Source organism: Micromonospora sp. NPDC048040 (genome assembly GCF_055587185.1).
The window spans coordinates 127,932-140,703 of record NZ_JBVJGT010000012.1 but is presented as its reverse complement, the minus strand read 5'-3'; the positions used below and the strand labels follow the sequence as shown (position 1 = coordinate 140,703).

Genomic DNA, 12,772 nt, shown 5'->3' with positions numbered 1-12,772 from the left:
GCGTACCGTCGCGGTCGTGGACGAGGGCGACGGCCTGGAGTGGCGGGAGCGGCAGCGACGGGCGGTGCGGGCGCACGCGGCGGCCGACGAGCGGCGCCGGGCGGCCGAGCAGGCGCAGGCGGCGGAGCTCGTGGCCTGGTTCGTCGCCGAGGCGATCCGGCGCGGGCTGCCCACGGAACGGCTCACGGCCCGGGCCTACGACGGGCGCGGCCGTTACCGGACGCGGCTGCGCGGCTGGTACGTCGACCGGGCCCGGACCCGGGCGGTCGACGTGGACGGGCGGTTCCACCTGCTGACCGTGTCGGGCGGCCTGCGCGCCCGGTTGCTCGGGGCCGAGCCGCAGCCCAGCCCGCCGCCGCTGGTCGTCGGCGCGGGTGGCCGGGACGGCGAGTCCATCCCGCTGCGCACGCTGCTCACCCGCCGGCTGGACGGCGGTGACGAGGGGCCCTGACGGGGGTCAGGGACGGGCCCGGCCGGGCCCGGGGCCGCGCCGGGCCAGGTACCACCACCACGACTGCTGCACCACCAGCGTGACCAGGCCGGCGAGCACGATCGCGCAGAGGTTGATCACCAACTGGAGGGCCGAGCCGGCCGCCTCGTGCCAGACGCCGTACGCGGCGGCGACGGCCACGTTCGCGGCGGCCGGCACCGTGGTCACCGAGATCAGCACCCCGACCAGGCTGCCGGACTTCTTCGAGGTCAGCGAGAGCATGCCGGCCACACCGGCGAGCAGGCCGACCACCCAGGAGAGCGCGTCCGGCCGCCAGATGAAGTCCGTGAGCGGGCGATCGGCCAACAGCATCCCGCGGTCGACCAGACCGGCGGCGGTCAGCGCCCAGGTGCTGAGCACGGTGACCACCATGGCGACGAGGAAACCGACCACCAGCGCCTGCACCGACCGGACGATGACCGGCAGCCTGCGGCGCAGCAGCGCCACACAGAGCGCGGCCAGGGGGCCGAACTCGGGGCCGACGACCATCGCGCCGACGATGAGGATCGGCTGGTCGAGCAGGACACCGATGCCGGCGAGCATGGTGGCGACGGTGATCAGCACAAGGTAGGTGGCGGACAGTTCCGTCTGCTCGCCGGTCTTGGCGGCGATCTCGTCCCAGACCACCGCGTCCGCGCCGCTGCCGGGCGCCGTCCGGGCCGCCCGGTCGGCCGCCGCGGAGATGGCCAGCTCCACGTCGTCGGCCGCGATGGCCCCGCGTGCCTCCACGCCGAGCTGCCGCAGGTCGCGCAGCACGCCGTCGGCGCTCTCCCGGACCACGTCGCAGAGGATGAGGTCGCCCTCGGGCTGGCGGGCGGCGCCGGCGAGCACGGCCAGATGGGTCACCCCGGGGTCGGCGGCCAGCAGCTCGGCCACCGCGGCGGACTGGTCCGGTGGAGCGATCACCCTCAGGTGCAGCACGGTCCTCCCCCTCGCCCTGTCGACGGTCGAGGACTCTACTGCCGGTCGGGCCGGATCGAAGGTCACGTCTTGGTAGCCGACCGAGTCCTGGCGGACGGTTGGGCGGTTGACCTGTCGGAATCAGAACCTAGTGGGGCGATTCTGCCCGCTTGACGCTTTCATGCCTGATACAACCTGTCTGGTCCATAATGACTCGATTGGCTTGGAGGTCGACACCGTGCATGGTTCCGTGAACGCGCCGGGGGATCTGGCGGAGCGGGCCCGACCGGAGGGCCTCAAGCGGGCCATCGACCTGACGGCAGCCGTGGTGCTGCTGGTGCTGACCGCGCCGCTCGTCCTCGTGGTGGCGGCGCTGGTGGCCGCGGGGCTCGGCCGGCCGGTGCTGTTCCGGCAGCCGCGCGCCGGCCGGCACGGCCAGGTGTTCGAGCTGGTCAAGTTCCGCACCATGCTCCCGCCCGATCCGCGGCGGGGACGGGTGTGCGACGGGGACCGGCTGACGCCGCTGGGGCGGTTCCTGCGCTCCACCAGCCTGGACGAGCTGCCGACGCTGTGGAACGTGCTGCGCGGCCACATGAGCCTGGTCGGCCCCCGTCCCCTGCTCACCCAGTACCTGCCGCGCTACTCCCCCACCCAGGCCCGGCGGCACGAGGTCAGGCCGGGCGTCACCGGGCTGGCCCAGATACGTGGACGCAACAGCCTGGGCTGGGAGGAGAAGCTGGACCTTGACGTCTGGTACGTCGACCATCGCAGCCTGCGGCTGGACCTGTCGATCCTCGCCGCGACCGTCCGCGCCGTGCTGCGCCGCGAGGGGATCTCCGCGGCGGGCTCGGCCACCGCGCCGGAGTTCCTCGGCACGCCCTCGCTCGTTCCCGCCGCGCCGGGCCGGGAGACCACCCTGACCGTTCCCGCCGGAGGTGGCCGATGAGCCGCACCATCCATTTGTCTGCGCCCGACGTCGGGCCGCTGGAGGAGTCGTACGTCGTCGCCGCCCTGCGGTCCGGTTGGGTCGCGCCCGTCGGGCCGGACCTCGACGCGTTCGAGTGCGAGGTCGCCGCGAGGGTGGGCGCCCGCGGGGCCGTTGCCGTAAGTTCCGGCACGGCCGCGCTGCACCTGGCATTGCTCGGGGTGGGAGTCGGGCCCGGGGATGCCGTCATCGTGCCGACGCTGACGTTCGTGGCGACCGCGAACGCGGTCCGGTACGCCGGCGCCCGACCGGTCTTCGTCGACTGCGACCCGCACACCGGCAACGTCGACGTCGCTCTCGTCGCCGAGCTGATCCGAAACCTGACCTTCCGGGGCCAGCGTGTCGGGGCGGTCGTTCCGGTGGACCTCTTCGGCAGCTGCGTCGACTACACCGCGCTGCTGCCGGTCTGCGACGCGGCGGGCGTCCCGATCGTCGAAGACGCCGCCGAGGCCCTCGGCGCCACCCATCGCGGCCGGCCCGCCGGCTCCTTCGGCCAGGCGGGCATCCTCTCCTTCAACGGCAACAAGATCATGACCACGTCGGGCGGCGGCATGCTCGTCTCCGACGACACGGCCCTGCTGGCCCGGGCCCGGTACCTCGCAACCCAGGCCCGCGAACCGACGCCGCACTACGAGCACCGCGAGACGGGCTACAACTACCGGCTGAGCAACCTGCTCGCCGCGCTCGGCCGAGCCCAGCTCGTCAGGCTGGACGGGATGATCGCCCGGCGCCGGCAGCTTCGCGACCGGTACGCCAAGCTCTTCGCCCCAGTCCCCGGCGTACGCCTGCTCGGCGCGGAGGACGCGGGCTCCAACTGCTGGCTGACGACCATCGCGGTCGATCCGGAGCGGTCCGGGTGGCGGGCCGCCGACCTGGCGGCCCACCTGGCCCTGCGGGACATCGAGACCCGACCGGTCTGGAAGCCGATGCACCTGCAACCGGCGTACGCCACCGCCGAGCGTCTCGTCACCGGCGCGGCGGAGCGGTTGTTCGCCGACGGGCTGGCCCTGCCGAGTGGCAGCGTCCTTGACGAGGCACAGATCGGCCACGTCCTCGCCGCCGTGGACGAGTTCCTGGCGGTGCGGGCGGGGGCGTCGACGGCGTGACGACTCCCCTGGTGGTCGTCGGCTGCGGTGGCCACGGCCGGGAGGTCCTGACGATCGCCCGGGCGGCGGACGCCGTGGCCGGCCGGCGGCGCTGGCGCCTCCTCGGGTTCGTCGACGACCGCCCGTCCGAGGAGAACCTGAAGCGGGTGCAGCGGCTCGACGTCCCCTACCTCGGCGGAGTCGCCTGGCTGCGCGACGCGCCCCCGGAAACGCACCACGTGATCGGCATCGGCGACCCGCACGTCCGGCGGGCCGTCGCGGGGCGTGTTGACGCGTACGGCGTGCCGGCGGCGAGCCTCGTGCACCCGGCGGCGACGATCGGGCCGGACACCGTGCACGGCCCCGGTTTCGTCGCCTTCGCCGGGGCCCGCGTCACCACGAACGTCACCGTCGGCCGGCACGTGCACCTCAACCAGAACACCACCGTGGGCCACGACTGCACCCTCGCCGACTTCGTGTCGGTCAACCCACTCGCCGCCGTCTCCGGCGACTGCCACCTGGCGGAGGGGGTGCTCGTCGGCACGACGGCGGCCGTGTTGCAGGGCCTGCGGGTGGGGCGGAACAGCACGGTCGGGGCGGGTGCCTGCGTCGTGCGGGACGTGCCGGACGGCGTGGTCGTCAAGGGGGTACCCGCCCGTTGACCCGACACGGTCTCGACCCCTCGGCCAAAATTCGGTCATCAAACCCGAAAGCTCCCAAACATCGCTTTTAGGCATGTATCAACTAAAGTAGCCTAAAGCTCCTTCCGCCCCATGGCGGAAGCGGTCGGAGACGGACAGGGAGCACAGATGCCGCCGGAAACAGAGACCATCCGACTCAGCGAGCAGGGGTCACACCGGTCCAGGGCGCGCCGCCGGACCATCGGATTTCTCGCCACCGACAGCACCGCCTGGGTTTGCGGGTTCCTCGCCGCGGTCTGGTTCCGTTACGAGTTCGACCTGACGCCCGACCAGCTCGCGCGCGCCGTCGCCTGCGGCGCCCTCGCCGCCGTCGTGCACGTGGCCGTCGCGGCGGTGCGCCGGATCTACTCCGGACGCCACCCGCTGGGCAGCCTCCAGGAGGTGCAGGGGGTCGCCGGCACCGCGGCCACCACCGCCGCGATCCTGCTGGTCGGGCTGCTCCCGGCCGGCGTGCGGCCGGTGCCGGCGAGCGCCCCGCTGGTCGGGGGCGCCCTGGCGCTGCTGTTCATGCTCGCCGCCCGGCTCACCTACCGGCACCGCCGCGACCTCGCCATGCGACCGGACGTCCGGTCCTCGAACCCGGTGCTGCTGTTCGGGCTCGGCGACGCCGGGCAGGGGCTGCTGCGGGCCATGCTCAGCGACCCGCGCGGGCGGTACCGGCCCGTGGGCGCCCTCGACGACGACCCCGACAAGCGGGACCTGCGCATCGGCGGAGTACGCGTGCTCGGCGGCCGGCGGGACGTCACGGCGGCCGTCCGGCGTACCGGCGCGACGACCGTGATCTTCTCCGTCGCGAACGCCGACGCCGCGCTGATCCGGCAGATTCGGGAGGCCACGCTGCGGACCGGGGCGGCGTTCAAGGTGCTGCCTCCCGTCCGGGACCTCGTCGACCACCGGATCACCGTCACCGACGTCCGCGACGTGCAGATCGGCGACCTGCTCGGGCGCCGGCAGGTGGTCGCCGACATGGCGTTGGACACCAACGGGCTCAGCGGTCGACGGATCCTGGTCACCGGCGCCGGCGGCTCCATCGGCTCGGAGCTGTGCCGGCAGGTGATGAAGGCGGAACCGGGCGAGCTGATGATGCTCGACCGCGACGAGTCGGCCCTGCACGCCCTCCAGATGTCGCTGGCCGGCCGGGCCCTGCTGGACGGCCCCGAGCTGATCCTCGCCGACCTTCGCGACGACGAGGGAATCCGACGGATCATCCGCGAGCGTCGGCCGGAGGTCATCTTCCACGCCGCCGCGCTCAAGCACCTCACGCTGCTCCAGCGGCACCCCGGCGAGGCGGTGAAGACGAACGTCTGGGGCACCCTCTCCGTGCTCGACGCCTGCCGCGACGTCGCCCGGTTCGTCAACATCTCCACCGACAAGGCGGCCGACCCGATCAGCGTCCTCGGCTACTCGAAGCGGATCACCGAACGGCTGACCGCGCACGCCGCCTCCCGCTTCCCCGGCACCTTCCTCAGCGTCCGCTTCGGCAACGTGTTGAGCAGCCGCGGTTCGGTGGTGACGGCGTTCCAACGACAGATCGAGCTGGGCCGACCGCTCACCGTCACGCACCCCGAGGTGACCCGCTACCTGATGACGGTGCAGGAGGCGGTGCACCTGGTGTTGCAGGCCGCCGAGATCGGGCGGGACGGGGAGGCGCTGGTGCTGGACATGGGCGAGCCGGTCCGCATCGCCGACCTGGCGCGGCAGATGGCCGAGCAGGCGGACAGCAGCGTGCCGATCGTCTACACGGGGCTGCGGCCCGGCGAGAAGCTGCACGAGGACCTCTTCGGTACCGGGGAGGTCGACACCCGGCCGCTGCACCCGCTGGTCTCGCACGTGGCGGTGCCCGCGCTGGACCCGATGGAGGTCAGCGGCCTCGACCCGTACGACGCCCCCGAGAAGGTCGTCGCCCAGCTCGCCCAGCTCTGTGCCCACCCGACCGGTCCTGTCCACGCCGCCCCGGTGCAGGTTCCGTTGTCGCGCTGAGGTCTCCCCGTGGACGCCGCCGGCCCGCCGGGTCGGCGGCGTCCACACGTCCGCGTCTACGCGCCAGGGAGAACGCCAGCCCGGCCGGCGTCCCCCTCGCCCCGGCGCGGCCGGTGTCCTCCGCCCGGCCCGGTCGACCCGCCCGCTGGGGCCCGGGGCACGCCCGATCAGGCCGGGTACGGGGCCCGCGGCGGGTCCTGTCGGCACGGGGCACGACAGGGCCGGCGACCGGAGCTCCGGTCGCCGGCCCTGTCGTACACACCTCAGCGGCGGATGCCCGCCCAGTCGTGGTGCCGCCGAACGGTGGAGAGGATGAAGTCGACCACCCGACGGGAGGTGTCCGGGACCCGGTAGTCGACCGGGCACGGCACCCCCTGGGCGGCGACCTGGTTTACGGTCACCTCGACCGCCTCGACCACGCCCTGCGGGTCGAGCCCGGTCATGATGATCCCGCCGGCGTCCAACGCCTCGGGACGCTCGATCGACTCGCGCAGCGTCACGGCAGGGAAGCCGAGGATCGCGGCCTCCTCGCTGATCGTGCCGCTGTCGGAGAGCGTGCAGTAGGCCCTGGTCTGGAGGTGCACGTAGTCGAAGAGGCCGAACGGCTCGTGGAACGCGATCCCCTCCAGGGCGGTCGTGTCCGGCGCCAACGCCTCCAACCGCTTGCGGGTACGCGGGTGCGTGGAGACCAGCACCGGATGCCCCCAGCGGCCACGGACCGCCCTGAGGCAGTCGAGCAGACGCTGGAGGCGGGCCGGCTGGTCGACGTTCTCCTCGCGGTGCGCGCTGACCACGAAGTACCGACCGGGCGTGAGGTCGAGCTGTCGCAGGACCGCCGACGCGGCGATGTCCGACCGGTAGTGCTCCAGAACCTCCCGCATGGGCGAGCCGGTGTGCAGGATCCGGCGCGGGTGCAGCCCCTCGGCCAGCAGGTTGCGCCGGGCGTGCTCGGTGTAGACCAGGTTGAAGTCGGCGACGTGGTCGACCAGCCGCCGGTTCGTCTCCTCCGGGACGTTCAGGTCGAAGCAGCGGTTGCCGGCCTCCATGTGGTAGACCGGCACCCGCATCCGCCGGGCCATCAGTGCGGCGATGCAGCTGTTGGTGTCGCCGAGCACGAGCAGCGCGTCCGGCCGCGTCTCGGCGACGACCGCCTCCATGCCGACCAGCACGCCGCCCAGCACGCGACCGAGCGACGAGGTGTCCACCCGCAGGAACCGGTCCGGCTCGCGCAGCCGCAGCTCCTTGAAGAAGACGTCGGAGAGCGTGCTGTCCCAGTTCTGCCCCGTGTGCACCAGCAGGTGGTCCACCGTGTCGTCGAGCCGGGCGATCACCCGGGACAACCGGATGATCTCGGGTCGGGTGCCGACCACCGTCATGATCCGGGTCATGCCCGTCCTCTCTCTGCTGCCAGCTTGCTCATGATGTCCTCGAACTGGTCCACGCCCACCCGCAGCGACATGCGCTCCTGATAGACGCGCCGGGCCCGCAGACCCAGCTCCGCCCGCGCCGCCGGGGACTCGGCCGCCGCGACGGAGAACCGCGCGGCGAGCGCCTGCCAGTCTCCCGGCGGGGAGACCAGCCCGACGCCGGTCGAGCGGACCAGGGCCGCGGCGTCGCCGCCCACGGAGGCGATCACCGGGGCGCCGCAGGCCAGGGCGGCCTGCAGCTTCGACGGGATGCTGCCGCGCAACGCGGGCAGGGGGCGCAGGCAGACGAGCTGCCAGTCCGCGGCGGCGTACAGCTCGGCCATCTGCTCGGCCGGGCGCCGGCCGACGAAGCGGACGTTGTCGGCACCGAGGTCTGCGGCGAGCCGCCGGGCGGCGTCCTCGTCCGCGCCGGAGCCGACCAGCACCAGGTCGATCCGGTCGCGGGCAGCGGCCGCCGCCCGGATCGCGGTCTCGATGCCCTGCAACAGGCCGATGTTGCCGGCGAACATCACCGTGCAGCGTCCACGGTGGCCGAGCGCCGCGCGGGCCGCGTCGGTGGCCGGCACCGGCCGGAACAGCGCGTCGTCGGTCCAGTTCCACACCACCCGGACCCGGGCCGGGTCCGCGCCACGGGCCACCACCAGATCGGCCATCGCCGGCGAGATCACCACGACGGCGCTGGCCAGGCGGTACGTCGCGCGCATCAGCGCGGCGATCCCCCGCTGCAACGCCCGGCCGGCCCGGCCGGTCGGCGCCATGCCCGACCCGAGCACGGACTCCGGCCACAGGTCCTGCACGTGGAGCACGATCGGCGTACGCCGGGCCGCGCGGACGATCGCCGCCGCGGCGAACGAGGTGGGTGGCGGGTGGTAGACGTAGGTGACGTCGGCGCCGGCCAACCAACGGACGCCGCCCAGCGCGCTGCTGGCCCCGAAGGAGAGGTGGCTCAGCGCGCGCCGGGCGGCGGACGTGTCGTGGCTGGGGTAGGCGGGCACCCGCCGGACGGTGACCGGGCCGTCAGCCTCGGTGTGCCGCCAGCGTTGCCGCCAGCCCGGGAAGATGCGGCCGTGCGGGTAGCTCGGAAAGGTGGTGAGCACCCGCACCTCGTGGCCCCGATCCGCCAACTGGCGCGCCAGGTTGCCGGGGATGAACACCTCTTCCGGCGGATACCACTGGCTGACCAGGCCGATCCTCACGCGTCGACCACCGGCTGCTCCGCCCGGGGGGCCTCCACCGGTTCGGGCCAGGTGTCCGGCCGGTCCGGGTCGAACACCTCGTTCGTCCAGAACATGGTGACCAGCTCGTCCGATCCGGTGTTGACCAGCTTGTGCACCCACATGGTGGGCATGTCCACCAGCACCGGCTCGTCGCCGGAGACGGGAAACCGCACCACCTCGGTGTCGCCGACCCTGCGCAGGCTGATCTCGGCCGTGCCGTGCAGCACGACGAACCGCTCCATCTTGGCCAGGTGGAAGTGCTCGCCCCGGGTGATGCCGGGACGGGTCGTGGAGCAGAAGGTCTGGCCGCCTCCCCCGTGCGCCTTGACCGTCTCGACCAACTCGCCCCGGGTGTCGGCCCGGCGCGGCAGCGCCAGCGGATAGTGCGCGGGGAAGCAGTGCGACCGGTACGTGTTGAACAGCCGGACGTCGTGCCGGTCCAGCAGAGCCGGGATCTCCCCCGTCCGGTAGGTGGCGGCCACGTCGGCGAGCCGGTCGGCGAGGGCCCGCACGCCGATCCGCAGCGCCGGCATGGCCGGATCCCACGATCCCCCGGCCGGAACGCCGACGAGCCGGGCCGCCGCGTCGGTGACGTGCACCAGGCTCAGCTCCCGGTCGGCGTGCACCTCCGGCCGGCCGCCCTCGGCGAGCAGCCGACAGAAGGTCGCGACCGCGGAGTTGTAGAAAGGCCGCCCGTGTTCCCCGTACAGGTTCGGCAGCAGGACGTCGTCGACCGACAGGCCCGTGTCGGCAAGGATGCCGGCGGCGGCAGCCTTCGCGTCGCCGTAGGGCGTGCCGTTGCCGGCCTGCACCGAGTTGGCGAAGACCACCGTCCCGGGCGGCGTCGGGCAGTGCTTGAGACCCTGCGCGAGCTGGGCCGCGAGCTGCACGTTGCCGGCGGACACGTCCGCCGGCTCGCCCCGGTTGACCCCGGCCAGGTGCAGCACCCGGTCGACCCCGCCGACCTTCGCCGCGACCCGCTCGGGGTCGGCGAGTTCCGCCCGGGTGACGACGACCGGGTCCGGCCAGCCGAGGACGCGCAGCAGCACCCGTACGTGCCAGCCGAGGAAGCCGCCGGCTCCGGTGACCGCGAGCCTCAGCATGCCAGCACCGGGTCCCGCAGGGCGAGCTCCGCGCGCACCTCGGGCAGCGTCTTCAGCAGCTCCATGATCTCCGGTACGCCCATCCGCGGCGCATTGGCGGAGTTGAAGTCCTCCGTGGGCCCCTCGCCGAGTCCACCCTCGGAGACGTAGAGCGCATAGTTCAGGTCCCGGGCGTCCAGCGGCACCCGCAGGAAATCGCCGAAGTCGTCGGCCTGGGCGAGCTCCTCGCGGCTGGCCAGCGTCTCGTCCTGCTTCTCGCCGTGCCGGACGCCGATCACATCGAGCTTGGCGGGCACATCGAAGAGCGCGCAGACCGCCTCCGCCAGGTCGCCGATGGTGCAGGCGGCGGCCTTGCGGATGAAGATGTCGCCGGGCCGGGCGTGCTGGAAGGCGTGCTCGACCAGCTCCACCGAATCGGCCAGCGACATCAGGAACCGCGTCATCCCCGGGTCGGTGACCGTCGGCGCCCGGCCCGCCTTGATCTGCTCGATGAAGAGCGGAATCACCGACCCACGCGAGTACATGACGTTGCCGTACCGGACGCAGGAGACCGTGGTCGCGCTGTTCGGGTTGTTCCGGGCGTGCGCCTGGGCCACCTTCTCCATCAGGGCCTTGCTCATGCCCATCGCGTTCACCGGGTAGACGGCCTTGTCGGTGCTCAGCACCACCACCGAGCCCACCCCGTTGCGCTCCGCCGCCTCGACGACGTTGGCGCTGCCCAGGATGTTGGTCCGCACCGCCTCCAGCGGGAAGAACTCACACGAGGGGACCTGCTTCAGGGCCGCCGCGTGGAAGATGTGGTCGATGCCCCGACTGGCCCGTAGCACCGAGTCGTAGTCGCGCACGTCCCCGACGTGGTAGCGGACCCGGTCGTCGCCGAGCATGCGGCGCATGTCGTCCTGTTTGGCCTCGTCACGGCTGAACACCCGGACCTCACCGGCGCCGCGGTCGAGGAGCCTCCGCACCATCGTCTTGCCGAAGGAACCCGTGCCGCCGGTGATGAGAACCCGGCGGCCGGTGGTCGAATACGTCACTGGTTGCTCCCCGTCTCGCTTTCTGGCGGATCACGACGGCTGCGCCGCAGGTCACGGGCAGCGGCAGTCACATCCCCGCAACGAGCCGGCCCAGGACCGGGAAACGGCCAAACGGGACGAACGGGCAGTATTCACATGGAGACCCATTTTCCTACGACCTAGGCGAAACCATCCGAACCGGCTCACACCGCCCAACCGAAAGGGCAAATTTGGCCCAAGGACACTGCCGCAAGTCAGCGCGCCGATAGCCGCCACAACCGGGGCCGGACGGCGACCTCGACCGGGTGAGCATGAGCGACCGGCTCGGGGAACCACCACCTCGGAACCCCTGCTTCGTTGACCCTCCCGAGACAGGCGGGGTCGACTCCGGCCCCGCCCCACCGGGCGGAAAGGACGGCGGCCTCGTCGTCGCCCGAGTCAGGCGGACGCTAAGCGACCACCGTCCGGGGCAGGAGGAGAGCTGTGGCCTATCGGTCCGATGCGCGAGGGTCCACGCTGGAAGCGCCGGGGGCGCGGCCACCGGCAGCGGCGGCGCTCCGACACTCCGTCCGACCGGCACGACGCGCCGCCGGGCCGGCACACGCCGTACCCGAGCAGCTCCGCTTCCGGCCGACCTGGCTCGGCGTGCCGCCGATCGCTCTGGCGGCCGCGATCGCACCCGTCGATCCCGGCATGTTGTACGGATCCGGGCTGTGGCTGGCCGGCCTAGCCCTGCTGGGCAGCGGACGTGTTCCTCGGCTGGGACCACTGGACTACCTGGCCCTGCTGCTCTGCGGCTGGATCACCGCGACGCTGATGTGGACCCGCGACGTGGCGGCCAGCCAGGTCGCGGTACAGGCGTGGTGGACGGTGGCGTTCCTGCTGATCGCCGCCCGTCACGTACTGACCAGTCGTGCCCGCGCGCTGGTGGTGGCCGGCGCCCTGCTCGGCGGCACGACGTGGACAGCGGTCCGACTCGTCCTCGCGGAAGACGCCGAGGAGGGGTCACTGCGTGTCGGTCTCGATGGAGTCGGCATCAACTACACCGCCTACGCGCTGACCACCGGCGCTCTCGTCTGCCTCATGCTGCTGGTCGCCCGAACCGGGAACCGGCTCGTCCGGGTAGCGCTCATGGCGCTCATCCCGCTGCTCGTCCACGCGGTCACGCTGACCGGGACCCGGGCCAGCCTCATCGCCCTCGCCCTCGTCGCCGCGTACCTGCTGGTCGCATGGGTGTACCGGCCCGCCTGGGCCTGGTCCGCGGCAGTGTCTGCCCTCATGCTGGCGGTCGTGCCGTTCGGGCACCTCACCCCATACCGGCCCGAGTGGTTCGACACCGTCTTCAACAGACCGCTGGACGACCTCTCCGGACGGCTCCTCGTCTGGCCGATCGCCGAGGCGTCCTTCTGGGAGTCGCCGCTGGTGGGCATCGGGGTAGGAGCATTCCCGGGCACCAACCCCTACTTCGGTATCGGGGCACACTCCCTGCTGCTCACGCTCGGGAACGACGCTGGCCTGATCGGGATCGTCATCTTCGGCGCGCTGGTCGCGCACGTGGTCATGGATGCCGCGCCCCGGTCCGGACGCAACAACGCCCTGCTCGTCGGAAGCCTCGTCGTCGGGTGGACGCCCATCTGGCTCAGCGGCCACTGGGAGATCTCGCCGTTCGCCTGGCTGGTGCTGGCACTCTGGTCCCGGTTGCCCGTGGTGCTGGCGCCACCGCCCCGTGGCCGACGCCGACGCCGACGCCGACGGCCCGACACCTTCGCGCCGATGCGGAATCCGGTCGACCGAAACGGCCACGTCCCGGTGGGACGGCGCTGACACCGGCCGGTACGGACTGCCGGAGGACCGTCTGCCCTGCAGCCCGG

11 protein-coding genes are annotated in these 12,772 nt (G+C 72.7%); 6 read left to right on the top strand and 5 right to left on the bottom strand.

The window, feature by feature from the left end; genetic code table 11:
• Positions 1-16: 16 nt before the first annotated feature.
• On the top strand, positions 17-451 hold the full coding sequence (locus ACZ6O2_RS15330) for a hypothetical protein (RefSeq protein ID WP_350706442.1): 435 nt from the start codon (positions 17-19) through the stop codon (positions 449-451).
• A gap of 6 nt (positions 452-457) precedes the next feature.
• Here the strand turns inward: ACZ6O2_RS15330 and ACZ6O2_RS15325 are convergent, their stop codons facing one another.
• Positions 458-1,411, bottom strand: coding sequence for a DUF389 domain-containing protein (locus ACZ6O2_RS15325; protein ID WP_350706444.1), 954 nt, complete (start codon positions 1,409-1,411; stop codon positions 458-460).
• 217 nt (positions 1,412-1,628) lie between these two features.
• Here ACZ6O2_RS15325 and ACZ6O2_RS15320 point away from each other — a divergent pair, with 217 nt between their 5' ends.
• The 4 genes from ACZ6O2_RS15320 (at position 1,629) to ACZ6O2_RS15305 (ending at position 6,141) form a co-directional block, all read left to right on the top strand.
• Entirely contained in the window at positions 1,629-2,336 is a 708-nt protein-coding gene (locus ACZ6O2_RS15320) for a sugar transferase (protein ID WP_466023263.1), read from the top strand.
• Entirely contained in the window at positions 2,333-3,481 is a 1,149-nt protein-coding gene (locus tag ACZ6O2_RS15315) for a DegT/DnrJ/EryC1/StrS family aminotransferase (RefSeq protein WP_466023262.1), read from the top strand. Before ACZ6O2_RS15320 ends, ACZ6O2_RS15315 begins: the two co-directional genes overlap by 4 nt.
• On the top strand, positions 3,478-4,122 hold the full coding sequence (locus ACZ6O2_RS15310) for an acetyltransferase (RefSeq protein ID WP_466023261.1): 645 nt from the start codon (positions 3,478-3,480) through the stop codon (positions 4,120-4,122). The genes ACZ6O2_RS15315 and ACZ6O2_RS15310 overlap by 4 nt, the downstream gene beginning before the upstream one ends.
• A gap of 147 nt (positions 4,123-4,269) precedes the next feature.
• Entirely contained in the window at positions 4,270-6,141 is a 1,872-nt protein-coding gene (locus ACZ6O2_RS15305; RefSeq protein WP_466023260.1) for a polysaccharide biosynthesis protein, read from the top strand.
• Between the two features lie 263 nt (positions 6,142-6,404).
• Here ACZ6O2_RS15305 and wecB read toward each other — a convergent pair whose 3' ends face one another.
• The 4 genes from wecB to ACZ6O2_RS15285 are packed head-to-tail and all read right to left on the bottom strand — an operon-like array spanning position 6,405 to position 10,922.
• Entirely contained in the window at positions 6,405-7,529 is a 1,125-nt protein-coding gene (wecB, locus tag ACZ6O2_RS15300; RefSeq protein WP_466023259.1) for a non-hydrolyzing UDP-N-acetylglucosamine 2-epimerase, read from the bottom strand.
• On the bottom strand, positions 7,526-8,764 hold the full coding sequence (locus ACZ6O2_RS15295; protein WP_466023258.1) for a glycosyltransferase family 4 protein: 1,239 nt from the start codon (positions 8,762-8,764) through the stop codon (positions 7,526-7,528). Before ACZ6O2_RS15295 ends, wecB begins: the two co-directional genes overlap by 4 nt.
• A complete protein-coding gene (locus ACZ6O2_RS15290; protein ID WP_466023257.1) occupies positions 8,761-9,888 on the bottom strand; it encodes a polysaccharide biosynthesis C-terminal domain-containing protein in 1,128 nt (375 codons plus the stop codon). The genes ACZ6O2_RS15295 and ACZ6O2_RS15290 overlap by 4 nt, the downstream gene beginning before the upstream one ends.
• Entirely contained in the window at positions 9,882-10,922 is a 1,041-nt protein-coding gene (locus ACZ6O2_RS15285) for an SDR family NAD(P)-dependent oxidoreductase (RefSeq protein ID WP_466023256.1), read from the bottom strand. Before ACZ6O2_RS15285 ends, ACZ6O2_RS15290 begins: the two co-directional genes overlap by 7 nt.
• A gap of 672 nt (positions 10,923-11,594) precedes the next feature.
• On the opposite strand from ACZ6O2_RS15285, the gene ACZ6O2_RS15280 reads away from it, so the two are divergent.
• Entirely contained in the window at positions 11,595-12,725 is a 1,131-nt protein-coding gene (locus ACZ6O2_RS15280) for an O-antigen ligase family protein (RefSeq protein ID WP_466023255.1), read from the top strand.
• Positions 12,726-12,772 lie beyond the last annotated feature (47 nt).